Origin of the sequence: Hwanghaeella sp. (assembly GCF_965227365.1) — a bacterium.
Classification (GTDB): domain Bacteria; phylum Pseudomonadota; class Alphaproteobacteria; order UBA8366; family Aestuariispiraceae; genus Hwanghaeella.
Genome location: NZ_OZ245754.1, coordinates 4,386,459 through 4,411,947 on the forward strand (window position 1 = coordinate 4,386,459; position 25,489 = coordinate 4,411,947).

At 59.4% G+C, this 25,489-nt stretch carries 27 protein-coding genes and 1 tRNA gene; 16 read left to right on the forward strand and 12 right to left on the reverse strand.

Translation table 11 applies throughout. From position 1 onward, the window contains the following. The first annotated feature begins 366 nt into the window (after window positions 1–366). The gene (locus ACQK2G_RS20040; protein WP_425407678.1) at window positions 367–1,185 is read left to right on the forward strand and encodes an undecaprenyl-diphosphate phosphatase; all 819 of its coding nucleotides are present in this window, start codon (window positions 367–369) and stop codon (window positions 1,183–1,185) included. A 14-nt stretch (window positions 1,186–1,199) separates the two neighbouring features. Here ACQK2G_RS20040 and ACQK2G_RS20045 read toward each other — a convergent pair whose 3' ends face one another. Further along, the gene (locus ACQK2G_RS20045) at window positions 1,200–2,144 is read right to left on the reverse strand and encodes a complex I NDUFA9 subunit family protein (protein WP_425406807.1); all 945 of its coding nucleotides are present in this window, start codon (window positions 2,142–2,144) and stop codon (window positions 1,200–1,202) included. A 169-nt stretch (window positions 2,145–2,313) separates the two neighbouring features. Here ACQK2G_RS20045 and ACQK2G_RS20050 point away from each other — a divergent pair. Together ACQK2G_RS20050 and ACQK2G_RS20055 are read left to right on the forward strand one after the other, a co-directional pair. Further along, a tRNA-Leu gene (locus ACQK2G_RS20050) sits at window positions 2,314–2,400 on the forward strand. A 115-nt stretch (window positions 2,401–2,515) separates the two neighbouring features. Continuing rightward, entirely contained in the window at window positions 2,516–4,129 is a 1,614-nt protein-coding gene (locus ACQK2G_RS20055; protein ID WP_425406808.1) for a tyrosine-type recombinase/integrase, read from the forward strand. 88 nt (window positions 4,130–4,217) lie between these two features. Here the strand turns inward: ACQK2G_RS20055 and ACQK2G_RS20060 are convergent, their stop codons facing one another. The 3 genes from ACQK2G_RS20060 to ACQK2G_RS20070 form a co-directional block, all read right to left on the reverse strand. Further along, window positions 4,218–5,042: a ParB/RepB/Spo0J family partition protein gene (locus ACQK2G_RS20060; protein WP_425406809.1), complete on the reverse strand. Its 825-nt coding sequence runs from the start codon at window positions 5,040–5,042 to the stop codon at window positions 4,218–4,220. Further along, window positions 5,039–5,482: a hypothetical protein gene (locus tag ACQK2G_RS20065; protein ID WP_425406810.1), complete on the reverse strand. Its 444-nt coding sequence runs from the start codon at window positions 5,480–5,482 to the stop codon at window positions 5,039–5,041. The genes ACQK2G_RS20060 and ACQK2G_RS20065 overlap by 4 nt, the downstream gene beginning before the upstream one ends. Before the next feature lie 297 nt (window positions 5,483–5,779). Then, complete coding sequence (locus tag ACQK2G_RS20070; RefSeq protein ID WP_425406811.1) at window positions 5,780–6,340, reverse strand: recombinase family protein; 561 nt, start codon at window positions 6,338–6,340, stop codon at window positions 5,780–5,782. Between the two features lie 433 nt (window positions 6,341–6,773). Between ACQK2G_RS20070 and ACQK2G_RS20075 the strand changes: the two genes are divergently transcribed. The 3 genes from ACQK2G_RS20075 (at window position 6,774) to ACQK2G_RS20085 (ending at window position 9,594) form a co-directional block, all read left to right on the forward strand. After that, complete coding sequence (locus tag ACQK2G_RS20075) at window positions 6,774–7,916, forward strand: ImmA/IrrE family metallo-endopeptidase (protein WP_425406812.1); 1,143 nt, start codon at window positions 6,774–6,776, stop codon at window positions 7,914–7,916. A gap of 11 nt (window positions 7,917–7,927) precedes the next feature. Continuing rightward, window positions 7,928–8,452, forward strand: a complete 525-nt coding sequence (locus ACQK2G_RS20080) for a DUF4411 family protein (RefSeq protein WP_425406813.1) — start codon at window positions 7,928–7,930, stop codon at window positions 8,450–8,452. 512 nt (window positions 8,453–8,964) lie between these two features. Continuing rightward, window positions 8,965–9,594, forward strand: a complete 630-nt coding sequence (locus ACQK2G_RS20085) for a hypothetical protein (RefSeq protein WP_425406814.1) — start codon at window positions 8,965–8,967, stop codon at window positions 9,592–9,594. A gap of 243 nt (window positions 9,595–9,837) precedes the next feature. Here ACQK2G_RS20085 and ACQK2G_RS20090 read toward each other — a convergent pair whose 3' ends face one another. The 3 genes from ACQK2G_RS20090 to ACQK2G_RS20100 form a co-directional block, all read right to left on the reverse strand. Further along, window positions 9,838–10,272 (reverse strand): hypothetical protein, encoded by a 435-nt coding sequence (locus ACQK2G_RS20090; protein ID WP_425406815.1) that lies wholly within the window; start codon window positions 10,270–10,272, stop codon window positions 9,838–9,840. A 345-nt stretch (window positions 10,273–10,617) separates the two neighbouring features. After that, window positions 10,618–11,373: a hypothetical protein gene (locus tag ACQK2G_RS20095; protein WP_425406816.1), complete on the reverse strand. Its 756-nt coding sequence runs from the start codon at window positions 11,371–11,373 to the stop codon at window positions 10,618–10,620. A 71-nt stretch (window positions 11,374–11,444) separates the two neighbouring features. Next, entirely contained in the window at window positions 11,445–11,990 is a 546-nt protein-coding gene (locus tag ACQK2G_RS20100) for a PAS domain-containing protein (protein WP_425406817.1), read from the reverse strand. Between the two features lie 259 nt (window positions 11,991–12,249). On the opposite strand from ACQK2G_RS20100, the gene ACQK2G_RS20105 reads away from it, so the two are divergent. The 8 genes from ACQK2G_RS20105 to ptsN all read left to right on the forward strand — a co-directional run bounded on the left by ACQK2G_RS20105 (window position 12,250) and on the right by ptsN (window position 19,715). Then, window positions 12,250–12,864 carry a ribonuclease D gene (locus ACQK2G_RS20105; protein ID WP_425406818.1) on the forward strand — a complete coding sequence of 205 codons (615 nt, stop codon included), beginning with the start codon at window positions 12,250–12,252 and terminating at the stop codon, window positions 12,862–12,864. A 100-nt stretch (window positions 12,865–12,964) separates the two neighbouring features. Beyond that, entirely contained in the window at window positions 12,965–13,984 is a 1,020-nt protein-coding gene (locus tag ACQK2G_RS20110) for a KpsF/GutQ family sugar-phosphate isomerase (protein WP_425406819.1), read from the forward strand. A 21-nt stretch (window positions 13,985–14,005) separates the two neighbouring features. Further along, window positions 14,006–14,674, forward strand: coding sequence for an LPS export ABC transporter periplasmic protein LptC (gene lptC, locus ACQK2G_RS20115; RefSeq protein ID WP_425406820.1), 669 nt, complete (start codon window positions 14,006–14,008; stop codon window positions 14,672–14,674). A 41-nt stretch (window positions 14,675–14,715) separates the two neighbouring features. Then, window positions 14,716–15,564 (forward strand): LptA/OstA family protein, encoded by an 849-nt coding sequence (locus ACQK2G_RS20120; protein WP_425406821.1) that lies wholly within the window; start codon window positions 14,716–14,718, stop codon window positions 15,562–15,564. Between the two features lie 305 nt (window positions 15,565–15,869). Beyond that, window positions 15,870–16,772, forward strand: coding sequence for an LPS export ABC transporter ATP-binding protein (lptB, locus tag ACQK2G_RS20125; protein WP_425407679.1), 903 nt, complete (start codon window positions 15,870–15,872; stop codon window positions 16,770–16,772). A gap of 15 nt (window positions 16,773–16,787) precedes the next feature. Continuing rightward, window positions 16,788–18,311: an RNA polymerase factor sigma-54 gene (gene rpoN, locus ACQK2G_RS20130; RefSeq protein ID WP_425406822.1), complete on the forward strand. Its 1,524-nt coding sequence runs from the start codon at window positions 16,788–16,790 to the stop codon at window positions 18,309–18,311. A gap of 259 nt (window positions 18,312–18,570) precedes the next feature. Beyond that, window positions 18,571–19,161 (forward strand): ribosome hibernation-promoting factor, HPF/YfiA family, encoded by a 591-nt coding sequence (hpf, locus tag ACQK2G_RS20135; protein WP_425406823.1) that lies wholly within the window; start codon window positions 18,571–18,573, stop codon window positions 19,159–19,161. Window positions 19,162–19,247: 86 nt separating this feature from the next. Then, a complete protein-coding gene (gene ptsN, locus ACQK2G_RS20140) occupies window positions 19,248–19,715 on the forward strand; it encodes a PTS IIA-like nitrogen regulatory protein PtsN (protein ID WP_425406824.1) in 468 nt (155 codons plus the stop codon). A gap of 44 nt (window positions 19,716–19,759) precedes the next feature. On the opposite strand, the gene ACQK2G_RS20145 is transcribed toward ptsN, so the two are convergent. The 4 genes from ACQK2G_RS20145 to ACQK2G_RS20160 form a co-directional block, all read right to left on the reverse strand. Beyond that, window positions 19,760–20,179 carry an Hsp20 family protein gene (locus ACQK2G_RS20145; protein WP_425406825.1) on the reverse strand — a complete coding sequence of 140 codons (420 nt, stop codon included), beginning with the start codon at window positions 20,177–20,179 and terminating at the stop codon, window positions 19,760–19,762. A 124-nt stretch (window positions 20,180–20,303) separates the two neighbouring features. Next, window positions 20,304–20,456 carry a hypothetical protein gene (locus ACQK2G_RS20150; RefSeq protein ID WP_425406826.1) on the reverse strand — a complete coding sequence of 51 codons (153 nt, stop codon included), beginning with the start codon at window positions 20,454–20,456 and terminating at the stop codon, window positions 20,304–20,306. Between the two features lie 110 nt (window positions 20,457–20,566). Further along, window positions 20,567–21,586: a Gfo/Idh/MocA family protein gene (locus ACQK2G_RS20155; RefSeq protein ID WP_425406827.1), complete on the reverse strand. Its 1,020-nt coding sequence runs from the start codon at window positions 21,584–21,586 to the stop codon at window positions 20,567–20,569. Window positions 21,587–21,591: 5 nt separating this feature from the next. Continuing rightward, entirely contained in the window at window positions 21,592–22,683 is a 1,092-nt protein-coding gene (locus ACQK2G_RS20160) for an isocitrate/isopropylmalate dehydrogenase family protein (RefSeq protein ID WP_425406828.1), read from the reverse strand. A gap of 142 nt (window positions 22,684–22,825) precedes the next feature. Here ACQK2G_RS20160 and ACQK2G_RS20165 point away from each other — a divergent pair, with 142 nt between their 5' ends. Both ACQK2G_RS20165 and ACQK2G_RS20170 read left to right on the forward strand, forming a co-directional pair. Continuing rightward, window positions 22,826–23,818, forward strand: coding sequence for an SMP-30/gluconolactonase/LRE family protein (locus ACQK2G_RS20165; RefSeq protein WP_425406829.1), 993 nt, complete (start codon window positions 22,826–22,828; stop codon window positions 23,816–23,818). 43 nt (window positions 23,819–23,861) lie between these two features. Next, entirely contained in the window at window positions 23,862–24,953 is a 1,092-nt protein-coding gene (locus ACQK2G_RS20170; protein WP_425406830.1) for a pyridoxal phosphate-dependent aminotransferase, read from the forward strand. Here the strand turns inward: ACQK2G_RS20170 and ACQK2G_RS20175 are convergent. Continuing rightward, a complete protein-coding gene (locus ACQK2G_RS20175; protein ID WP_425406831.1) occupies window positions 24,950–25,438 on the reverse strand; it encodes an ATP-binding protein in 489 nt (162 codons plus the stop codon). The two genes, ACQK2G_RS20170 and ACQK2G_RS20175, sit on opposite strands and share 4 nt — an antisense overlap. Window positions 25,439–25,489: the final 51 nt, after the last annotated feature.

The window sequence follows — 25,489 nt, forward strand, 5'->3', positions numbered from 1 at the left end:
GGCGTCCGCCCTGAACCTGCAACCCGAATTTTCCTCGCCGGATCCCTAGGTTCAGGCCCGGCGGATGGGTTCTATACACAGGCCGGCGGGCGATGGCCACTGAAATCGTTCATATAGTTCCGTTTTGTTTACTAATATTTTTGGCTGTCGGCTCGTTTTGCCGCGCTGCGGCAAAATGCAGCGTTGGGCTTCAAATATTTAGTACCATTTCGGAACCATTCGCTTTTCAGCCGCTTTCTTGGTGGATTGCCGGTAGTTCTTTGCAGGCCGAAGCGATTCGCGATAGGCAGAAGGGCACGCCGCCGTGCCGGCCTGCACATCCGTTTTCAGCCACCACCACCGGGGGAGACCGTGGCTCTCTATCAAATGCTGATCCTGGCCGTCGTTCAGGGCCTGACGGAGTTCTTGCCGATCAGTTCGTCGGGGCACCTCGTACTGACCGGAAAGGTTATGTGCTGGGAAGACCAGGGCCTGGCCATCGACGTCGCCGTCCATGTCGGGACGCTTTTTGCGGTAGCGCTGTATTTCTGGCGCGACATCTGGATGATGACGATCGGGCTTGGCCGGCTGGTGACCGGGCGGGGCGGAACTCAGGCCAAAGTCCTGATCAGCGTCGTGGTCGGCACGATCCCTGTGGTGATCGTCGGCTTCCTCGCCAAGGACTATGTCGCCCTGGTTCTGCGCGATGTGGAAATCATCGCCTGGACGACCATCGGTTTCGGCATTCTTCTCTGGGTCGCCGACCGTGTCGGCATGACCGTCTGGAGGGTCGAACATCTCGGCGTCTCATCGGCGCTGCTGATCGGCCTGTCCCAGGTACTGGCCCTGATTCCCGGAACCAGCCGTTCCGGCATCACCATGACCTCGGCGCGGCTTCTCGGCCTCGAACGGGCCGAGGCGGCGCGCTTCTCGATGCTGCTCTCCATCCCGACCATCCTCGGGGCCGGGCTGCTGACCGGCTTGGACATCTATGAGGAAGGCAACATGGCGCTGGGCGCGGATGTCATCCTTGCCGCGGCGATGTCCTTCGTCGCCGGCCTGGTCGCCATCGCGCTGATGATGCGCTGGCTGCGCCATGCCGGTTTCGGTCCCTTTGTGATCTATCGCCTGTTGCTCGGCGGCCTGCTGCTGTACTGGGTCTACGGTCTCGGCCTGAGCGAGAGCGCAAGCCCGTTCTGCGGCTGACACAGGCCCAAGTTTCAGGCGCTCGCGAACCGCCCGCCGCGGCGATAGACATCCATATAGGTCGGCAAGATCGCCCGGATTGCCGTCGGCTCCACGCCGAGATCCTTCAGCCCCGGTGCGCCATGGGCGACCACATTGTCGGATTTCAGCATTTCGACCTGATCGCGCGTCAACGGCGCGCCCGGCAGCCATCCGGTCAACGCCCCCATCAGCGAGGCGACCGGGAAGGGGATGGAGACAAGCCGGACATTCTGCCCCGTCTCCCGCAGCATCATCTGCAGCAATTCCTTGAAACTGTATTCCGCCGGCCCGCCCAGTTCATAGGTCTTTCCGCGCGCTTGCGGATTGGTCATGGCGGCGATCACCGCGGCGGCCACGTCTCCGACATAAACCGGTTGGAACTTGGTCGTCCCGCCGCCGATCAACGGCAACGCGGGCGACAACCGGGCCATCTCCGCGAACATGTTGAAGAAACTGTCCCGCGGGCCGAAGACGATGCTGGGGCGCAGGATGACCGCGCTTGGGAAGGCTTCCAGGACCGCCTTTTCACCCGCCGCCTTGGTCCGGGCATAGGCCGCGCGAGAGTTTTCCGAGGCGCCGATCGCGGAAATCTGGACGAAGGCCCCGGCGCCGGCCGCGGCCGCCGCGCGGGCGGCGATGCCCGGCCCTTCCGCCTGCACACTGCGGAATTTCTGCTTGCCGCCCTCGGCCAGAATGCCGACCAGGTTCACCACCGCGTCCGCCCCCTGCACCGCTGCCCGGATCGAGGCCTCGTCGCGGATATTCGCCTGTACCGGCGTCACCTGCCCGACATCGCCCATGGGCTTCAGCGAGAGCGCCGCTTCCGGGTCACGGCAGGCAACCCGCACCCGCGCGCCCGCTGCGGCGAGGTCCTGCACGACCTGCCGTCCGACGAAACCCGACCCGCCGATGACGGTCACCATTTTCGGCATCTGCATTATCCCAACCCTCCATGACGCGGCGTTTCCGCCTGTTTCATCGGAATCTAGCGCAAGTTTTACGCAAGCCAAAAGGGCCCGGACGCATTTCCTAAACGGGAAAGTGAAAGAAACGCATTCTTCGGTGTTGACATTACCCGCCGGCTCGCAGATACACCCCCTTCGTCGAGCCCAGGTGGCGGAATTGGTAGACGCGCTGGCTTCAGGTGCCAGTGGCCGTAAGGTCGTGGAAGTTCGAGTCTTCTCCTGGGCACCAATCTCGACGAACCCCGTTGAAAAATAACGAAATCCCCTGATATCAAGGGCTTCGCCTCACCAAACTGGTACACAAAGGTGGGGCACAGAGCATGTTGTACAGGGTTGTTCGTCCGATGAAACGTCGCGACTCCGCGAACCATTATTTCCGCAAACGCATTCCGCTTGATGTGCTGGATAGGGCCAGGGGCACGACCCTGAGCATTCCGGTTGGCGACAAGGTTGTAACCAAGGTCGTCGCTCCGTCAGCGCAGGACGTGAAGGTGTCCCTTGGCACATCCGATCCGGAAGAGGTTAAGGCGCGCAATTTTGCCGTCGAAGCGTACCTGGAGGGCGTGTGGAAGTCGCTCCGCGACGGCCCTGTGAGCCTATCACACAAGCAAACCGTGGCCCTGTCCGGCGAACTCTACAAGATGTGGGTCGACGCGATGGGTGACAATCCTGGTTCGCCTGCATTGTGGCAAAAGATGAGGGTCCTGAACGAATCAGCTCGACGAGGTGAGGCTGGAAACGCGAAGTTGATGATCCCTAGCCCCTCCAAGACACAAGCGAGCCTTGAGTTCCGATTCGGCCCGTTTCTCGACTTGATATTGGCAAAGCATGCATTGGTCGTGGACGAAAAAAGTCGCAACCGGCTCCTAGTACAAACCGCTAATGCGATGGATGATGTTGCCGCGAAACTTGGGAAGTTTGCGGAGGGAGACTACAGCGAAGACGATGCGGGGAAGCGCTTTCCGAAGTGGGAAGAGAGCGTGACACCGACTCCTCCTCAGACGCCCTCAGTTAGCCTGAAAGGGCTCCTGGAGGGCTGGTGGAAGGAAGCCGAGAACGCCGGTCGGTCCAAGAGCACCAAGGCCAGCTACACCCAAGCGATCACTGCTCTGCGTCGTTTCCTCAAGCACGACGATGCAACCAAGGTCACCCCGAATGACATCGACGCGTTTGTCGCGCACCTCCAGGGAACCGTAAATCCTCGAACCGGAAGCACTCTTAGTCCGAAGACTATCGGCGACAGCTACCTCGCAGGAACCAAGGCGGTGCTTAGCTGGGCGGTTAAGAAAAGACTGCTTCCAACCAACCCGGCTCAAGGCATAGCTGTCATGAAGGCGAAGAAGCCGAAGATTCGGGAGCGATACTTCCGCCTAGAGGAGCGGAAGGCCATACTCTCGGCCGCAAAAAACCACTCACCCAAAGGATGGGAGAAGCCCAAGACGACCAACGCCAAACGCTGGGTTCCGTGGTTGTGCGCCTATACCGGTGCCCGCGTTGGGGAAATGATCCAACTTCGCAAGAGAGATGTCCGCGAACAAGAAGGGCACTGGGTAATAGTCGTTACTCCTGAAGCCGGAACGGTGAAGAACAAGGAAATGCGCTTCGTGCCTGTTCACGACCATCTGGTCGAGGAAGGGTTCCTGGACTTTGTGAAGGGTGAAGGTAGCGGATACCTATTCCTGAACGCCAAGGAAGGCGACGATATCACCGGGAAACGGAACGCAGCCAAAAACAGATTGGCCGACATGGTCAAACCAATCATCGGTTCTGAAGACATCATGCCAAGTCACGGCTGGCGGCATACCTTCAAGACGCTTGCCAGGGAAACCGAAGGCTGCGACCCGAAGGTCTGCAACGACATCGTCGGCCACAGCGCTAGCACTGTTGGAGATGGTTACGGCGAGTCCACCGTAAAGGCTTGCGCCCTGTTCATGAGCAAATTCCCTAGGGTCATCTAGCGGGTGCGGTTACGTACCTGGATATCTGTGCACCTGCCGTGTGAAAGTATGCATTTTGCACCCCCCAAGGAGTGCATAGGTTGCCGTGTCAGTAGTCCAAGTCTTCATCGTCGAAGTCGGGCAGGTGATGGCGGAGTTCCAGCGCCAGTTCAGGCATACGTCGCCCAAAGTGGATTTCGAGTGCCATCGCGGCCAGGGTCACGTTGTTCGACAACTTTGTGCCGAATTCATTGGTCAGCCGGTCGGCATAGTCGTTCGCCTGGGCCTGCAACTTGTCCTTCATCTCATCGTCAGTGAGGATATTCTGCTGTTTTCCTTGGTAGACGCTCAGCGCCTGGAACCAGCGCTCCCAGTCGTAAGCTTCATCTCCTAGTGCTGCCTTCACCCGGCGCATGGTCGCAACGGTGCCATCGGATATCCCGGCGGCCTCCCTGATCTGCTTCTTCGTGTATTGACCCAGCAGGACCAACCGCCACCCGTAGTCGGTCCTCTCGTTGGAAGTCATCGGCAGTTTGGCCTTGCTGTTGGCCCTGCCTGCCTCCAGGACGGCCTGCTCGAGCGATCCAGTGAAGTAGGCCACCGGAACGCCATCCGTCACCCCAGCGATCCTATAGGCCTCCACACGGTGGTGACCATCGAGCAGAACGGGTGTCCGTCCCACTTGGATCACCAACAGGGGATCAAGGTGACCATGAGTCCTGATCGCCCGTTGCAGTTCGTTCAGGTGCCGCTCGTCCATGCCACGAGGCTGGAACAGGTCCGGACGCTGTTCAATCGCCGTAATGGGAAGCCGGTTGGGAAGAGGGTCTGGCGATTGGCCCTCGCCCGCCAGCGCCGCAAGCGCCCGGAGCGTGTCGCTGGGACCGAAGACCAGTTCCTGTTGGTCCGTGTTCACTGCTGCATCCATAGTCATTTTAACTCTCTTACTGCCTGGGCGATGTCTTTCAGTTCCTGCTGCTTTTTTTCAGCTTCCTCGGCTTCCTTCTTGGCCAACATCATCCCAGCCATCCCGAACGTCTCAGCCAGGGCTTTGCCCATGATGACCGTGGCGGCTGGAGCAAGGTCGAGATAGACCCGCTTCCTCGTGCCGCTAGAAGGGTCAAGCCACGTCCCCGAGTTCACCTGGGTGAGCCCTCGGACCCGCCGGGTCAGCTGGTGCCAAAAGGCCTCGTCGGAGAGGAAACGACGTCCGGCCTGTTCCTGCATGATGAATAGTGCCAGGGTCGTCTCCATCACTTCATCCGGCGATACATGCTCCGACACCCGAACGATCTCTTCGCTGGCTAGACGGTTGTACCGATTCATCGGCCTGCCGTTCTGGTACGCCGCCACAACACCCTTGCAGTTGCTCACAAGAGCCATCCAACGGGCCTCTATGGAAGCCCACAGGGTGCTATCGGGATTGTTCCGCCTACGCTCCCGGACGGTCTCGACGTACGGTTTCAACTCGGCCTTGGTGACGCCCAACTGCGAGGGGTGACCATGGCGGCGCTGGCGGGATTTATGAGTCGAGCAGAGCCGACCGAAGCGGGTAGATGCTTGGGTGCATCCAGGGACGCGACACGGGTTCATAGGTGGCCTTAAGGAATTTTCGCACCCGGCCCCAGAGACACAGACACGAAAGAATATGAAGGGAGGGAGAAAACGGACTTATTGCCCAGGATTGTCAAGGATGCGGTAGACCGAGGCCCGACCAATCCCCAACCGCTTGGCGATCTCCGTAGGCCCAACGCCTTCAGATTTCAGGTGCAGGACCTCTGCTTCCTTCGCGCGTGCTGTAGCCTTCCGCCCCTTGTACTTCCCCTCGCGTCGAGCCTTCTCAATGCCCTCGCGCTGCCGCTCCAGCATGATCTCGCGTTCGAACTCGGCGATCCCCCCAAGGACGGTCAGCATAAGCTTGCCGGTTGGTGTCCCCGTATCGATTCCCATGTTCAGGATGCGGAGGCTCGCGCCCTTTGCGGTCAGAGCGTCCATGATCTCGAGCAGGTGTTTCACCGAACGGGCCAGACGATCCAGTTTCGTGACCACTAGGGTGTCCCCGTCCCTGATAAAGTCTAGTGCCTGCGCCAGCTGCTCCCGATTGACGACGTCCACCGAAGAGACCTGCTCACTGAACAGCTTCTCACAACCCACCTGCGCTAGTTCGCGGGCCTGGCCTTCGATACTCGCCTTCTGATCCAGGGTTGATGTGCGGGCGTAGCCGATAAGCATGGGTGCCTCCAAGCAAGATTGTCTCACAACGTCTTAAACGTATGAGTCGATCTGTCTCAAAGGTCAATAGGTATTCTTATGAGACGCTTATCGCGATCATCCGAGACGTCTCGTTAGACCTTGGTTCAGTGAGACACGGCTTTTCGCAGACAATGCAAGAGGCGGACACCAGCGGCTTTCGAACCAACCCTCTGTGAAAACAGCACCCCCCCCTATTGGGGGAATGCCGCTTCCGGACAGCTTTTGATACAGGTTGCAGATTTTTGCTGCAAAAAGGGTGGCACAAAGCGCGACGAAGTGACCACACATCTGTACGTAGCCTCCAAGTCAGTCTATTTCTGTAAGCGGGAGAGCGGACGGGAAAATGTCGACACAAAGGGCGAATATAAACAACTCGATGCTGAGATGGGCTCGCGAGGACGCTGGTCTCTCGTTGGAGGAAGCCGCCCAAGCTATCGGTATCCCGCAAACCAAAGACCGCTCCCCCGAACAACGGCTTAAGGATTGGGAGGATGGACAGGATTATCCGACCCACAATCAACTCGCTACCGTTGCGAAAGCATACTTCCGACCGGTTCTCACGTTCTACCTCGCGGAGCCTCCTACGGTAGAAACGGACGTTGCAGACTTCCGAACCGTTGGCGATAGGGAATTAAAGGCTCCATCTCCGAAGCTTCGCGCATTGATATCGCGTATGAAGGCTAAACAACAGCAAGTGCTCGATCTGCTCAGGGAAGAGCATGAGCAAACTGGGGTTCCGCTTGAACCGCTTCAGTTTGTTGGACGTTTCCGTGAGATCAGAGATGTCAACGCAGTTGCGCGAGACATCGAAGCCGAATTGGGCATCCGCCGAAATGACAGAAACCTCGCTAACGACAACGATGGGCTGTTCCGGTATTTCCGCTACAAGGCAGAACAATGTGGCGTCTTCGTGTTGGCCCAGGGTGATCTTGGGCATCATACAACAGACATCGACCCAGAAGATTTCCGAGGCTTTGCTTTAGCTGACCCCCTCGTCCCTTTTGTCGTGATCAATGACAACGATGCCAAAGCGGCGAGAACATTTACCTTAGCCCACGAACTTGCGCATCTCTGGATCGGCACATCCGGGATAAGCAATCACAATCCGTTTGGGCGAAACGGCGCAGACGAAATTGACGACGAAAAGTTCTGTAACGCAGTAGCTTCGGAGCTTCTGCTGCCAACGTTGCAATTCGAGGAAGCTTGGGCGCGGGTCGATAAGATCGATCTTTTCAACGCTGTCCGAACGGTCGCGTCTGAGTTCAGCATAAGCAGGGCCGCTACGGCACACAGGCTCTGGCGTGAAGAGAAGATCAGTGAGGATCAGTGGTGGGCCCTCTACAACCAATACCAAGCTGAGTGGCGAGCGCGTCGTGCGCGCGATCAGGGACGAAACCAGGGCGGGCCGTCTTGGTACACCATAAAGAGCTATCAGCTTGGCAACAGGCTTAAGGAGACTGTTTTCAAGGCCCTGGACTCTGGGCAATTAACCTACACGCGGGCCTCGCGAATCCTGGGCGCATCTCCTGAAAACCTCAAGAAGCTTCGGGCGTAGGCGCACAACGCATGTACGTCATCGATGCAAACTGTTTGATTTTCGCGAAGAACTACCACTTTCAGTTCGAACGCGTGCCGCAGTTTTGGTCCTGGTTGCAAAACAAGGCCGAAGCCGACCTCGTCAAGATGCCCATTGAAACATGGAGTAAGATCGGAGATTACCCTCCCGACCGACGTGATGAATTGGCGGAGTGGGCAATCGCGAACAAAGACGCCCTGATTTTAGCAGATCGCGCATACGATGCTCGGTTCCCAGATGTGTTGCACCAATACACACAGCCAGATGGGGCGGCCCTCACAGAAGCAGAAACAAACACAGTTGGTGATGACTACGCGTTGATCGCGAGCGCCCTGCACGGTGGATACACAGTCGTTACCGACGAAGTTTCGAGGCAAAGTGCCCAAAGGGCGAACCGCAAGGTTCCCGATGTTTGCGCGGACTTGAATGTGCCATGCATTGACCTGGATGGTCGCCGTGGGGGCGACGCACTAATCAACATCCTCGATTTTCGAGTTGATTGGGACAAACCTTGATCACTGTGGCAAGGCAAAGCCTCTTCACCGAGGCCTACCCCGATCACCTCACCTCGATCACCGGGATCACAGCGAGCACGGAGAGCACCGATAAACCGGGATCACCCGCATACACACATTTTCTTTTTTTCTAACAATTACTTACAGCCCACCTTCCGCTTACTCATGCCAACTCAACATGTGAGATGGCGATTTTATGCGCTTCGAGACTCGGACTGAGCCGGATACATGACTTACCCAATACCAACAACCGTAACTAAGCCTTTGAGTTTACAGGGAAAACGCCGTAGAGTGTGAACATCGTGAAGGTCGAAGTGGTTTACCGGTCTCCAAAACCGGATCAGGTCATTTCAGCGCTGTTTCCACCCGGTTTGCGGCGTCAGATCAAGTAGCGAAGGGCCCAGCCTCCACCCCCGGGCCCGCCTCTTCTCACAATTGACGAAAAGAGCCTTTGGTTCTCCGCCAAGTGGAACAGGACCACTACGGCGATCCCTGTGAGCGAAAGATTGCGCATGGCAAGAAGGTCAAGAACGATCCTCCAGCGGCAGCTCGACGCACGCGCGAAGTTGTGGCCGGAAATCACCGACAAAATGCTCTGGAATAGAAAGAAGCGCGACGGGTTCGTAACCGTTCCACGCACACTGCCACTGATGATGAGCATCATGGACGACCTTTCGGACAAGGGTTTCCCTGTTGGTCAAACATATTTTGAGCTTTGGTCTAGGCTACTCGATGAGTTTTTCCTAACCCTAAACCGCCCGGAAGAAATGGCATTTCATGCTGGGTTTTCCGGCCAAAGAGCGCTGCGAACGTGGAAAGACCGCGTTCGGAGACTGAATGATCTGGGATTTATTGAAGTCAAGTCCGGCCCACTCGGGGACCTCTCATATGTAATCGTATTCAATCCCTATCACGTGATTAAGAGGGCGTACTTGGAAGGGAAGGTACAAGAAGAGAAGTGGCAGGCGTTGGTGATAAGAGCCAACGAAATAAGCGCTTCGGACTTTGATGACATTGATGAAGAAGGAAACCTCATTGTCGAAGACGAAGACGATGACGATGACGATGATACCAACGGAAAGCGTTCTCCAAAGCGTGCAAAGAAGCCGAGGGCAAAGATCACTTTTCGAAAACGTCGTTGAAAATCGGTTGACGCATCGAACACACCGCTGGTACACAAAACTACCGTGAGGCACCACAACAATTATTTTTTTTCAACGTCTTAGAGATTTATTGTCCGCAATCTTCTCCTGGGCACCATTCTCGACGCACTCTCCGAAACAATCAGTTGTTTGACGGCGTCACCGGCCAAGGCCGGGGGTGTTTTCGCCTGCGCTTGAGTGACTCTTCGACACGCCGTCGATTCCCGGACAGGGGCGTATCGTTCAGGTGCAGATTTGCCGGTCCAGCCACTCGGCGACGGCCTGATGTTCTGTCTTAGGCACCTTCAGCCAATCCAGCGCCGCGCCGAGATCGTTGAACGTCGTCACCTGTTCCTGACCGAAAACCTCGGTAACCGCTCGGTAAAGATTCGCCATGCCCAAATGCGCGGTCGTTTCCGCGAGCACCGCCGTGACGAGATCCTCTGCATCCGCCCCGAAACGTTCGATCGTCATCTCGTTGAGCTTCATGAAGCTCGCCATCGTATAGTCGGTTTCGGTTTTCAGCCGGGCATCCACCAGTTCCACGCGGCAGAACTGGTATTGATCCAAACCGTAGATCTCTTCATAGGTGTCCAACAAATCCCGCTCAGTGACCCGCCCTTCATAGCATGTCACCAAAAGCTGGCTTTCCGAGAATATACGGTAACGTATCGGCATACCTACCCTAGTATCGGTTGGGGGTCGGAAAGTCCACTTGATGGCGGGAAATTCGTTCACCCGGCGCGGTTACACGTTCCCGTAGATCGGACGCAATAGGGGCCTTCATTCTGGCCGCCGAGGGGGCGGAAGCGGTGATGATCCTGGACCACAAACCGCGAAATGCCGAACCGTCTGGATTCCCTTCAAAAAATACTCTTAGCAAAGAGCTCAAACGCGTGGGATCCGCTTCTGTCTTCAGTGAACCTATTAAGGTCGACAGCCGTTCTCTGAGGCATACTCAACCCAACCGATTGAACACCTTCATCATTCTAGGGCTCCAGAATTAAGATTTGCGGCCCAAGGCTAGATTGTGTCCACAGTCAACTTGGGTAGCTTGGAAACATCCACGCCCTTCGCTAGAGACCCAGCCCGCCGAAGAATCGCAACAATTGCTCGTTCAATCCATAGGCGGTCGTTTTCAGATAGCGGCTCTGATACGGCATCTGCTTTACGAGCGTCTCTGCCCCCCTTACCAGAACATTGCTGTTTGAGCCGACGATAAACTTTGTTCGATATGTTTAGCTGCGTTGTAGGTTCTTGTTTGTCAAAATCACGATCCAGGACCGTAACGACAAAGTACCCAACAGAGGGAAGAGACATTTCTTTCCGAAGATAAGCCTCATACTGGAAGCTGATATCCTCCACAGTGTCGGACAATGAGAAGTCCGTCGGTGGCAAAGGAAATGTAGATTTTGCTATGTGTACGCTCGCCGGCAACGCTTTCATGGATAATGATGCTGTTAACGCCACTACTTCCGTTCCTGTTTCGCTCTGGCCCATGGTTTCGACATCGGAGGAGACAAATTCAAACCGAAACGCGTCTTTTCCTTCTTCGAGAAGCGCCTTGATGCGCCACGCTTCCAAAAATGGGGCAATAGTTTCCTTGGCCTCTTTTTCAGACGAAAAGTGAGCCTTCATTAGAACCGTTGCTCTGCCGTTCTCGATTATGACGGAAAAATCCTCCTCTTCATGAGAAAGAGCGGCGGCGTTCCCGTAATCAAGGTCTGGGCAATGCTCGATCTTGTAGTGCAGCGCTATTACGCTTGGGATTTGCTCCATACCACGTCCTCGCCAAGCGCTCTCTTTTGGAGCAGGAATTTCACTTGGCGCCTTTGGATACTCTTCGGCCGCTATTCCCCGGACGCCATTTTCAGCAGTTCGGCCTGCGGCACGAAGGTATCGCCCATGCTGAGGTCGGTGACGGAAAAGACCATGACGATATCCACCGTCTGCCCATCGCCGGCGAAGGGCAGGAACACGGTCTCCCGCCGCGCGACGGCCCCCAGTTTCGTCGGTGCGTATTCGACGATGAATACAGGCGCCCGCCGGTCCACGACCGAGCGATAGTTCCCGTCACAGAAATTGCCGTCGAAACCGGCAAAAGCATCCCGCACCGAGCGGCCGGTTGGGTCATAGCCGCGGAACTCGACCTCCCGTGTGCCGACAAGGCGATAACGGAAGTCGGGGCCCGGCTGCACCACGTCGACCAGCATGATGTCGGGCAACATCTTAACGATTTCATGCGGCTCTATATCGCGCCGCGCGGGTAGTGCATCGCTCTTGAAGCGCGACCGCCAGAGCGCGACCAGCGTAACGATCCGAGGGTCGCACTCGTCCAGGAAGCTCTCATCATCGAAACGAATGGACTCGGGGATATCGGTGTAACTTATCGCCATCACGGAGCACTCACGGCCATTTCTGTGAACCGGTCACAACCGGCGCATTATAGAAGACTTAAATAACGACGTCATGTCCAGACCATCACAACGGCGGCATTGGGCGCGCTTGGCTGCTTTTCGTGCCGGCAACCCTACCGAAAAGGTCGGCCATTCATGATTGTCGTTTCGCGGACATTGCTGTAGGGACTGAAAGATAAGAACCCAATGAGCGTCCTGAAAAAGGGCCCAACCCGGTCCAGACGAGGGCTAAGTATACGTGAGCATTCATCTTTATCAGGGGGACCTGCCCGACGATCTCGACCTCGGGCCGCTTGTCGCCGTCGATACGGAAACACAGGGGTTGAACCTGCAGCGTGACAGACTTTGCGTGGTTCAACTGTCCTCAGGCGACGGTGTAAGCCATTTGGTCCAGTTTCCCGACAGAAACTATGACGCGCCCAACCTGCGCCGGATTTTGAGCGACCCGTCGGTGACGAAGATCCTGCAATATGCGCGGTTCGACATCGGCGTGATCAAGCGCAACATGGGGATCATCATGGCGCCGGTCTATTGCACCAAGATCGCCTCAAAGCTGGTCCGGACCTATACCGACCGCCACGGCCTGTCGGCGTTGTGCCGGGAGTTGCTGGGCGTCGACCTGTCGAAACAGCAGCAATCATCGGATTGGGCCGCAGCAGAACTTTCGCCGGATCAATTGTCCTATGCGGCGGCGGATGTTCTGTATCTTCACCGGCTGAAGGAAAAGCTGGACATCATGCTGGAACGCGAAGGGCGGACAGATCTGGCCAGGGCATGCTGCGACTTCCTGCCGACCCGGGCGGAGCTCGACCTCGGCGGCTGGCAGGAAAACGATATATTTTCGCATAGCTAGAGGGAACGGCCGCCGGGAACCGGACCGGATCTGGTATCCGACAGGCCCCGTCCCGATATCCAGACCGTGAAGTCGGTCGTATTATTTGGGTGACATGATCATGCAGTCGACAGCCAACGGTGTCGCACCGGCTGCGCAACAGCCGGACAGCGCGGTTCCCGAGCGGGTACCCGACGACCTTTCCGTGGCCAGAAAGGCGCTGAGCCTGGAAGCGGACGGGATCGCGGCGCTGTCCCAATCCCTGGACGGGCGGTTTTCTCAGGCGCTGGACATTCTGGCGGAGGTATCCGGCCGCGTGGTCGTCACCGGCATGGGAAAGAGCGGTCATATCGGCCGGAAAATCGCCGCGACATTCGCCTCCACGGGAACGCCCAGCCACTATGTGCATCCGGGTGAGGCGAGCCACGGCGACCTGGGAATGATCACCGAGGCCGATGCCGTCCTCGCCCTGTCGAACAGCGGCGAAACCTCGGAACTGAGCGACCTGCTGCAGCATTGCCGTCGGTTTTCCATTCCGCTCATCGCGATCACCTCGCGCGCAGGCAGCACCTTGGATACCTTCGCCACCGTCGGGCTTATCCTGCCCAGCGTTCCGGAGGCGGACACGATGGGCCTGGCCCCCACGACATCGACGACCATGAGTCTGGCCCTGGGCGATGCGCTGGCCGTCGCGCTATTGAACCGTAAGGGCTTCACCGCCTCCGATTTCAAGATTCTGCATCCGGGCGGCAAGCTCGGCCGGCAATTGCTGCGGATTCGCGACATCATGCATCAAGGCGACGAGGTCCCCCTGGTGCCGGAAAGCGCGACCATGGCGGAAGCCGTCGTCGAGATGACCCGCAAGCGGTTCGGCTGTGTCGGCGTCCTGGATACGGACGGCGCCCTGGTCGGCGTCGTGACCGATGGCGATTTGAGCCGTCACATGACCGACTCCGTACTGGGTCAGCCGGTCACCGCGATCATGACCCGAAACCCGATCTCGACCCGGCCCGAGGCCCTGGCCATGGAAGTGCTGGGCGACATGAACGCCAAGAAGATCGGGGCCGTCTTCGTGATGGAAGGGTCCAAACCCGTCGGCATTCTGCATCTGCATGACGTGCTGCGCGCGGGTATCGTTTGACCGGCCGCAAAGGGCAAGACAGTGGCCGCCGCTGAAAAAACGCCGCAAACGGGCCGCCAGCGCCAGAACATCCCGCTGGGGACGCGCAGCACGCGCATCGACCGGTCCTACGGCCGCATGGTGCAATTCCTGAAGGTCGTGCTGCCGACCGTCGCCCTGATGCTGATCGCCCTGTTGATCGCCTGGCCGCGGCTTTCGGAACAGACCGCCCTGCCCGGCCTGCAACTGTTCGATATCGACGGGAATTCCGGCGATTCCATGCAATTGTCGAATGCCCGCTATCAGGGCGTCGACGACAAGAACCAGCCGTACACGGTGACGGCGGACAAGGTCCGGCAGGAAAACCTGGATTCCAATTTCGTGAACCTGGAAGGCCCGAAAGCGGATATCATGATGACGGATCAAAGCTGGGCGGCGGTCACCGCCCTGACCGGTGTCTTCAATCGGGAGGCACAGATCCTGGATTTGGCGGGCAATGTGAATTTTTTCCATGACCTTGGCTATGAGATCAGGACCGAATCCGCTCAACTCGACATCGTCGAGGGGCATGCCGTCGGCGATGTGCATGTGGAAGGGCAAGGGCCGTTCGGTCAATTCGTGGCCGAAGGTTTCGAGGTATTCGATCGCGGCGCCCGTGTTCTGTTGACCGGGAAATCGCGGTTGTTGATCTATCCCGATGCGGATCAGTAGGGTCGGACGCCATGTCCGATGAGAGTGGGGCGAGAAAAGAAATGAAAAGAACGGCGCCAGAAGCGAAATCCCGGACCGCATCCCGCGCGCCTGTCGTGTCGACATCGCTCGCCGCCGCCCTTCTGTGCGGCCTGCTGGCGCTTATGCCCATAGCCGCCTCGGCCCAGGGACTAATCAACACCGATAACCAGGACGGCTCGCCGATCGAGATTCTGGCCGATGACGGCATCGAATGGCTGCGCGATCAACGGCGCTACATCGCCCGCGGCAACGCCACGGCCACGCGCGGCGGGGTCACGGTCCGGGCCGATACCCTGACCGCGCATTACCGGGGCGGCGAAGGCGGTGAGAAACAGGCGATCTATCGGCTCGACGCGGACGGGTCCGTGGTCGTGACGTCCGAGGATACACGCGCCGTCGGCGATAAGGCGGTCTATCATATCGACGACAAGGTGGCGGTCCTGGTCGGTGACGATCTGAAAATGATTAATGAACGCGCGGTGATCACCGCGAAGGATTCGCTCGAATACTGGGATGCGAAACAGCTTGCGGTCGCGCGCGGTGACGCCACGGTGATCGAGAACGACAATCGCCTGGTCGCCGATGTCCTGACCGCGCATATCAAGAAGGCGGCGACCGGAAAGCAGGAAGTGGAGCGGATCGACGCGCTGGGCGGCGTTCACATCTCCACCAAGACCGAAATCGTCCGCGGCGAAGAAGGGGTCTACGAAGTACCCAAGCAGATCGCCACCGTCTGCGGCAATGTGAAGATCACGCGCGGCGAGAACCAATTGAACGGGGATTGCGCGGTCGTGGACCTGAAAACGGGCCGGTCGCGCCTGACCGGCGGCAGCGGCAAGGTGAAAGGCCTGATCCTGCCGACGCAATAGATCGCGGCGCATCGCATACCGGACAGCCCGGCTGATGGCCCCAGGCCGTCGTCAGATACCATGCAAAAACCATACCTTGATCGGACGCGCCGACCGTATTACTTCTTTCAGACGCGCGCGATTCACATTTATTGTGGTTCGAACAATAACGGCGACAGCGATTTTGGTCGGCTGGATTCAGTGGGTAAATGGACGACGACAAAAAAGATTCGCCTTCCCTGACTGGGGATGCAAGCCACGGTTCGAGTGGCGCCGCGTCGGATGATTTTCCCGGTCTGTCCACCGTTGAAGCCGATCGCAAGGCGATGGAACGGCGCACGCATGGCGATCGCCGAACATCCTCGACACGTAGCGCGTCCCTTGATCCCAAGAACAGCACCCCGGCGTCGGCCCGTATCGAACCGCATCCCGCGACCGTCGCCGACCTCGCGGCCAAGCCGGCTCCCGACAATGGAACAAGTGCCGCCCCGCGTGTCGTTCACAACAATGCCGGGCTGGAGATCCGCTCACTCGGCAAACAGTTCAAGAAACGCCCGGTCCTGCGCGATGTTTCCCTGCGGGTGCAACGCGGTGAGGCCGTCGGTCTGTTGGGCCCGAACGGCGCCGGCAAGACGACCTGCTTCTATATCATCACGGGCCTGATCTCGGCGGATTACGGTGAGATCTTCCTGGACGGCCAGGACATCACGGAACTGCCGATGTACCGCCGCGCGCGGCTTGGCGTCGGTTACCTGCCGCAGGAAGCATCGATCTTCCGCGGCCTGACCGTCGAGCAGAACATCCGCGCCGTCCTGGAACTGGCGGAGAAGAACAGAAACCGCCGGGAATCGACCCTGGAAGCCCTGATGGCCGAATTTTCGATCAGCCATCTGCGGCGAACACCGGCCGTCGCCCTGTCCGGCGGGGAGCGTCGGCGCCTGGAAATCGCCCGTGCGCTCGCCAGTCAACCGAATTTCATTCTGCTGGATGAACCGTTGGCCGGGATCGACCCCATTGCCGTTCGCGATATCCGCGAACTGGTCAGCCATCTGAAAGACCGAGGCATCGGCGTGCTGATCACCGATCACAATGTTCGCGAGACCCTCGATATCGTCGACCGCGCCTATATCCTTCATGACGGCAATGTCCTCATGGAAGGCTCGCCGTCGGAAATCGTGGCCAATCAGGAAGTTCGCCGCGTCTATCTCGGCGATCGGTTCAGTTTGTAAGCGGATATCCTCGCCATGGCGATGACACCGCGATTGGACCTCCGTCAAAGCCAGAATCTGGTGATGACGCCGCAATTGCAGCAGGCCATCAAGCTGCTGCAGTTGAGCAATCTGGAGGTCACCAGCTTCGTCGAGACGGAACTGGAACAAAACCCGATGCTGGAGCGCGACGAGGGCCAGAACGACCCCTTGCGCGGCGAAGAACAGCGCACCGATCCCTACGAACAATCGGACCGCCCGTCCGACGATCGCGGCGACAGTCTGGATCTGTTGCAGCCGAACGGGCTGACGGAGGACGCGACGTCTCCGCTCGACACCGATTACAGCAACCAATACGACGGCGACATCGCGGGCCCCGGCGCCTCAGGCGACAGTCAGTACTGGCAGGGGGCCTCAGGCGGCGGGCGCGGTTTCGACAGCGGCGAGAGCGACCTGGAAGCGACCTTGTCGAGCGACGTTTCCCTGCGCGACTACCTGCTGGACCAGCTGTCCCTGGATATTCACGACACCCAGGACCGGATCATCGGCGCGGCCATGATCGACATGCTGGACGAGTCCGGCTGGCTATCCGGCGACCTGGAGCAGATCGCGGAAATGCTTGGCTGCGAGATCGCGGATATCGAGCGGGTCCTGATGCAGCTTCAGCGTTTCGACCCGGCCGGTATCTTCGCCCGCGACCTGAAGGAATGCCTGGCCCTGCAACTGCGTGAGAAAAACCGTCTGGATCCTGCCATGGAGCGCTTTCTGGACAATCTGCATCTATTGGCGGCGCGCGACGGCAAGGGGCTGATGAAAGTCTGCGGCGTCGATGCCGAGGATATCGCCGACATGGCCGCGGAGATCCGGGCGCTGAACCCGAAGCCCGCGACGCTGTTCGAACATTTCGTCAGTCAGCCGGTGACGCCCGATGTGCTGATGCGCCGGTCGGAAGACGGTCAATGGCTGGTCGAGTTGAACCCCGACACTCTGCCCCGGGTTCTGGTCAACGAGAGCTATTTCGCCACCGTCAGCAAGGACGCCCGGTCGAAACAGGAGACCGAATACCTGACCGAACGGTTTCAGACGGCCAATTGGCTGGTGAAAAGCCTTCATCAGCGCGCCACCACCATCATCAAGGTGGCCAGCGAGATCGTCCGCCAGCAGCAGGGTTTCTTCGATCACGGCGTCGGTTTCCTGCGGCCGCTGGTTCTGCGCGATATCGCCGAAGCGATCGAAATGCATGAAAGCACGGTCAGCCGCGTCACCAGCAACAAGTATATTTCGACACCGCGCGGCTTGTTCGAACTGAAGTACTTCTTCACCTCCTCAATCGCCGGAACCGGCGGCGGGGAGGCCCATTCTGCCGAATCGGTCCGCCACCGCATCAAGGCCCTGATCGACGCGGAAGACCCGGCAAAAATCCTGTCGGACGACCGAATCGTCGAAATCCTGCGCGAGGAAGGCATCGATATCGCCCGCCGCACGGTCGCGAAATACCGCGAGTCGATGAAAATCGCCTCTTCGGTTCAGCGCCGGCGCCAGAAACGCGGTAGCCTTTGAGAGCCCCCGGGGCGAGTCACCGAGATCGCAAACCTGGCCGTCCGGACAAGCCCGGAATCCCTGGCAATTTTTCCTTTCATCCATCTTTCCAAAGGGTTGACCACCCCGGGTTGACACTGTCGGGCGTCGTCACTAGGTTCCGCCGCCGCAGCAAGAGGGGATGCTTTTTCGGCTTCCGACGCGCATATGGCCCCCAGCTAAAATTGGGGCTTCACACGCCCCCCAAGCGGGCGTAACTTGAAACCAACAAGAGAGACAAATGCAGCTCACGGTAACCGGTAAAAAACTGGATGTCGGCGATGCGCTTCGGGCCCGGATCGAAGAGGGTTTGAGCGAAGCGGTCGCCAAGTACTTTGACCAGCCGGGTGACGGTACTGTTACCGTATCCAAGGAAGGTCATACCTTCCGGATTGATATCCAGGTGCATATCTCCAAGCGCATCGTCGTTCAGGGTCTCGGCCAAGCGCCCGATGCCTATGCGGCTTTCGAGGAAGCGCTGGAGCACGTCTCGAAGCGTCTGCGCCGCTATAAGCGCCGTTTGAAGGATCACAAGCATGTCGCCGCGGAACGCGAAGTTCTGCAGGCGCAGCAATATGTCATTTCCCCGGAAATCGACGACAACGAACCGGAGCCCGCGGAAATCGGCGATCAACCCGCCATTGTCGCGGAAATGCCGGCGGAAATCGAAACCTTATCCGTGAGTGAAGCGGTCATGCGCCTCGATCTGGCAGGGGCGACGGCCATGTTGTTCAGAAGTTCCAAACATGGCGGTTTGAATATGGTTTACGTCCGTGAGGACGGAAATATCGGTTGGGTGGATCCGCAAATCCCCGCCGCCGGCGAATCCTGATTTATTCGGTCAAGGCGCACCGCGCCAAAGCGGCCTGGAATGCCGCGAAGCTTGAACAAGCGCAGCCTTTACGGGGTCCTTACGCTATGGAAATCAGTGATCTGTTGACTGTCGAAGGGGTCGTTCCGAAACTTTCGGCCACGTCGAAGAAGCAGGCTTTGCAGGAACTGGCGAAGCGCGCCCATGCCGTCACCGGCCTGGAAGAGCGGCGTATTTTCGACACATTGCTGGAGCGTGAGCGTCTGGGGACCACCGGCGTCGGCAACGGCATCGCGATTCCCCACGGGAAAATCGCGGAACTGGACCGCCTTTACGGTGTCTTCGCGCGCCTGGAAAAGCCGATCGATTTCGATTCGGTGGACGAACAGCCGGTCGATCTGGTCTTCCTGCTTCTGGCCCCGGAATCCGCCGGCGCGGATCACCTGAAGGCGCTGGCGCGCGTGTCGCGGATGCTGCGCGACCAGAATATCTGCAAGAAGCTGCGGGGATCGGACAATGCCGACGCCCTGTTCTCCCTTTTGACGGAAAGCTCCACCAACAACGTCGCGGCCTAGGACCGAGGACCCGGTCGGTCTTTTCGGTTGTCGCCGCGAATTCGCTAGCGTCCGGCCTTGATCGCTATGGTCTGGACCACCTCCTCGCGCGCGGGGCGGGTGAGGTCGATCGTCAGCAGACCGTTATCCAGCGACGCGCCGTCGACCAGTAATCCGTCGGCCAGCAGGAAACTGCGCTGAAACTGGCGCGACGCGATGCCCCGGTGAAGAAATTGTCGTTCCGTATCCTCCGGCGGGTGACGGCCGGCAACGGTCAGCTGATCCCCTTCCCGCTCAATCGACAGATGTTCCGGCGCAAAACCGGCCACCGCCAGAACGATCCGCAAACGATCCTCGCCAATCTGTTCGATATTGTAGGGCGGGTATCCGTCGCTCGCCATCTTGGCGACCCGGTCCAGCGTCGCCTCCAATTCATCGAAACCCAGCAGCAGCGGGTTACCGAACACCGACACGCGCGTGCTCATGTCTTTCTTCTCCCCTGGATAGGCGGATACGCCGTTGCCGCGCCAGGCACCTGCAACAAGGGAAATGTGACGTCTGGCCGGGGGGATTTCAACGTGCCGTCGGCATTTTAACGCCGCAGCGCGTTCACAAGCGGCTGGATATCACGGCCGGGGGCGCGGAAAATTCCAGCTCCGTCGGCAATCCGAAGGGCGTTTGCTCGAAAAAACGGCAGACCAGAACGAAGACGATCACGATAAACGCTGACAGGGCCACGGTCGCCGATGTGGACTTGATCATGGGTTCCTCCCGTCGTCGGGTTTCACGAACCCGGGAAGAATGACCGGTCAATACGGCGGAAATGGCGCGGTATTATGGCAATGTTGGGGCGTTCGGCACCGGGGCCTGCGTCAATCCAGGTCGATCCGGCGGCCTTCCGCGGCGGACTGGTATACCGCTTCTTCGATCTCGATATTCCGCAGATATGCTCGCCCGGTATTTTCCAGCAGCGTTCCGTTCCGAAAGTGATCGACGACATGGGCCTGCAATGCGGAGACGCAATCGCCGCCGAAGCCCCGGTTCTCCCAGTCATAGGAAACCGGTTCGGGGGCATCCGCGCCGAGCGGCAGAAAGGACAGACCGCCGTCTCCGTTCAGGAACAGCGTGCCGAGCGACCCTTCGATCGCCAGTTCCCCCATCGTCAGGCGCGGATTCTCCGCGACATGGCCGCTCAAACGGTTGCCGTCGAAGAGCGCCCGTATGCCGGATCGGCAGGTGAACAGTACATGTCCGGCATCCTCACCGGCGATGACCGGGTTCAAGCGGCGCAGATCCGCATACACCGCCCGCATTTCGCCGAACAGGAAGCGGAAGACGTCGATCAGATGGATTCCGGTCTCATGGATCAGGAAGCGCTCCATCTGCTGGAAATAGGGCTGGCGCGCCAGATACGCGTCCTCACCCTGGCCGTCGCCCGGCCGCAGGCGGAAGCTTGCCTGATACAGATCGCCAAGCCGGCCGCCCTCGATCCAGCGTCTGATTTCGCGATACCAGGGCTGAAACCGGAAATTCTCATGCACGATGAGGGGAATCCCGGCGGCTTCCGCCAATTCGACGATTTCCCGTGATTCCGCCAGCGTCGGCGCCAACGGCTTCTGACAGATGCAGGCGGTCCCCGCCTCGGCGGCAAGCTGCACCATCGCACGATGGGTTGCGGGCGGCGTCGCGATATCGATCAGGTCCGGCTTCAGTGTAGCGATCATCGCCGCCGGATCGTCCCAGGCACGGCCGCCGACTTCTGATGCCGCGGCGTCGGCCTTCGGCTTATCCAGATCGCAGATGCCGACCAGTTCCGCGCCGTCGATCCGTGCCCAGGCTTCGTGATGAAACCGTGCGAAGAACCCGGCCCCGATGACGGCGACGCGCAGCATGTCGGTCAGCCGATCCGCTCCAGGATGGCGTCGGCGATGGCGCGGGTGCCGTCCGCCCCGCCGAGCTCGAAGCTTTTCAGCCGGCCCGTCGCGAAGGAATCCGCGACCGCCTTGTCAATGATGTCCGCGGCGTCGCGGCAGGCCTGCAGGTCATGCGTTTCGCCCAGCCAGTCCAGCATCATGGCGGCACTGAGGATCGTCGCCGTGGGATTGGCCTTCCCCTGACCCATGATGTCGGGCGCGGTGCCGTGGCAGGGCTGGAAAACGGCCTGCCGGTCGCCGATATCGGCCGACGGCGCGAAACCGAGTCCGCCGATCAGCCCTGCCGCCAGGTCGGACAGGATGTCGCCGAACATGTTCTCGGTCACCAGCACGTCATAGGCCCAGGGCTTCTTCACGAAATTCATCGCGACCGCGTCGATATAACCGTAGTCGCGCTCGACATCGGGATACTGTTCGCCGACTTCGTCGAAGATCTGCCGGAAAAAGGCCGTTGATCCCAGGACGTTCGCCTTGTCGACGCAAGTCAGACGGCCCGGCTTGCCCTTCGCCTTGCGCTGCTGCGCCAGTTGGAAACTGAAATGGAACAGTTTCTCGCTGGTCTTGCGCGTGATTTCCATTGTATCGCGCGCGATCTCGTTGCCGATCCGCTCGGCCTTCTTCCGCCCGACAAACAGCCCTTCGGTCGACTCCCGGATCAGCACGAAATCTATATCCGCGGCGCGCGGGTCGGCCAGAACCGGCGGCACGCCTTTCAGCGCCTTGGCGGGACGCACCCCGCCATAGAGTCCGAAAATCTCCCGCAGATCGACCTGCGGGGTGATTTCACGGCCATCGGGATAGCGGACATTCGGCAGCCCCATTGCGCCGACCAGCATGGCATCCGCCGCGCCGACCTTCTCGACCAGGTCCGGCGGCAGGGCATCCCCGGTCTTCGCATAGAGACCGGCACCGCATTCGTGCTCCGAGAAACTCAGTTCGAAACCGCCGACCTTGGCTTGCACAGCCTTCAGAACCTCGACCGCGGGTTCCATCACTTCCAAGCCGATCCCGTCGCCGGGCAGCACGGCAACGTCAAAGCGCCGGTTCGTACTCATGCATCTCGCTCCCACATTCTTGATTTAAGGAAAAGGTATCCTTTCGCGTGCCCGGATACCTTCCCAACCCGGTATAGCCCGCGCATACTCGGACTGACCAGGGGAAAGCGGGAACAAACCCGTTTCCAACCGCGGAGGGATCATGAAAGAGACTGGGGAAGGCGTTGCGACCGTCGATTTGAGGCTGGACGACATCGCCTTTACGGGCACCGCGCTGTACCGCCCCGAATGCGTGTTGGCGACCGCGGCGGGCAGTCTTTACACATCCGACTGGAATGGCGGGATCACCTGGTTGAAGCCGGACGGCGGGCAGGAACGAATCCTGGCCAGCAATCCGGAGACGGATTTCAAACCCAACGGGTTCGCCCTGCTCGAGAACGGCGATTTCCTAATCGCCAGTATCAGCGACGACGGCGGTGTCTGGCGGCTGGCACGTGACGGGACCTTGCGGCCCTATCTGCTGGAGGTGGACGGTGAGAGGCTGCCGGCCAGCAATTTCGTGCTGCTGGATGACCATGGCCGGATCTGGATCACGATCAGCACCCGGCGCGAGCCGCGGTCGCTGGGATACCGGCCGGATGTCGACGACGGCTTCATCATTCTGGCCGATGACAAAGGCGCGCGGATCGTCGCCGATGGGATCGGCTTCACGAACGAAGTCGCCCTGTCCGCCGACGGCAAATGGCTTTACGTCAACGAGACCTTCGTTCGGCGGACAAGCCGCTTCCCGATCGCCGAGGACGGCAGTCTGGGGCCCAAGGAGGTCGTGGTGGAATACGGGGCCGGGATCTTTCCCGACGGCCTGGCCTTCGACGCCGAAGGGCATATGTGGATCACTTCCATCGTTTCCAACCGGGTGATCCGGCTGGCGCCGGATGGGCATTACGACATCCTGCTGGAGGATTTCGACCCGGACCACCTTGCCTGGGTCGAGGAAGCCTACCACGCCTGCGAGATGGACCGGCCGCATATGGACGGCATCAAGAGCCGCGTGTTGCGCAGCGTGTCCAGCCTGTGTTTCGGCGGCCCGGACCTGCGCCAGATATGGCTGGGATGCCTGCTTGGCGATCAGGTCGGATATATGGCCTCCCCCGTCACCGGGCGCGCCCCGGCGCATTGGCACTTTCCCTGGTAGCCCTAAATGTGAGTTCTTTTGCACAACTGAGGGTCCCGCGTTCATGACCTCCCCCTTGAAACCCTTCCTGACGTCGCGTCCTCCGATCAAGCTGCTGCCGACCGATTTCGGGGACAAGCCCGTTCATCGGATGCATTTCAACGAATGCCCCTTCCCACCCTCGCCCGCCGTCACGCAGGCGATCGCGGAAGCGGCCCACCGGTTGAATCACTATCCCGACGCGGTTTGGACGGACCTGACGAAGGCCATCGCGGATCACTGGAATTGGCCGCGCGACCGTATCGTCTGCACCAACGGCAGCGACGAATTGCTGCTGATGGTGGGCGCGTTGGTTCTCGGGCCCGGCGACGAGGCGGTGGCGCCCGGCCCGTGCTTTCCCGGCTATCCGAGATCGGCGGCCGGGCAGGGTGCAACGCTGATTCAGGTTCCGGTGCGTCCGGACGGCGGCATTGATATCGACGCGACCCTGGCCGCGATCACGCCCAGGACAAAACTTGTCTTCGTGACCACGCCGATGAACCCGACGGGCACCCTGATGCAGGCGGACGATTTCGCCAGGCTGACGCAGGGTATCCCGGACCACGCGCTGCTTGTCCTGGACGAAGCCTATTACGAATTCGGACGGCATGCCGGCGGCGGCGATCACCTGCCGGCATTGCAGTCGCGGCGCGGACCCTGGATCGTTCTTCGGACATTTTCCAAGGCTTATGCCCTGGCCGGTCTGCGCCTCGGTTATGCCTTGTGCGGGTCGGAAGAGGTCCGTAACGCCATCGATCAGGTTCGCGTCGGCTTCAATGTCAGTCGGCTCAGCCAGGCCGGCGCGATGGCAGCGCTGAGCGACCCGGATCACACCGCGATGATCCTGGACAGCAACAAACGGGAGCGGGATCGCCTGACCGAGGCTTTGACCGCGCTGGGATGCAAGGTGCTGCCGTCGGCGACCAACTTCATCGCCGCCGATCTGGGACGCACGGGCCTGCCGGTGGTGCAGGCGCTGCGCGAAGAGGCGGATATCTGGATCCAGGCGATCAACTATCCGGGGTTCGAGACCTTCATTCGCATCAGCGTCGCCGGATCGGCGGACACGGATGCCCTGTTGGCGGTTCTTCCCGACATTCTCCGGCGCCCGGTCTAAGGCGCGGCGGGAATTTCTTCCCTCAACCTGAGGAGCATTCGGTTCTGCCCCGACGCCCGTTGATAGTCCAACAGATCGCAATAATGCAGAATCAGGGCCCAGCCCAATTGTCCGTCGGGACGGTCGTCCAGATGATCCTCCCGTGCATCCCGCGGTAGATCGGCCCGTGGGTCGAATGGGGAACCATGATCCACATAACGGAAAATCAGGAATTGATCCTCGATATGGAAATCGACATGGATCCCCGTTTCAGATCCGTCGCGATCCGCCGTCGGTTGACCATGCATGATGCTGTTCGTCACCAATTCCTCGAGGACAAGCCGCAGTGCCAGGCAGCAGGCATCGGAAATGCCGAGACGCGCCTGCATCCCGTCCAGGACGACCCGAATTTGGGAAAGCGATCCGCGATCGTACGGCAGCCGCAATTTCTCGGGAATGTTCGCTGTACTCTCCATGCCCATGAAAAAGAGTTTGCCTAGAGACATTTCCGGAGTCGATCCTTCATTCCAATTACGATAGGATATTCAAGGGAAATT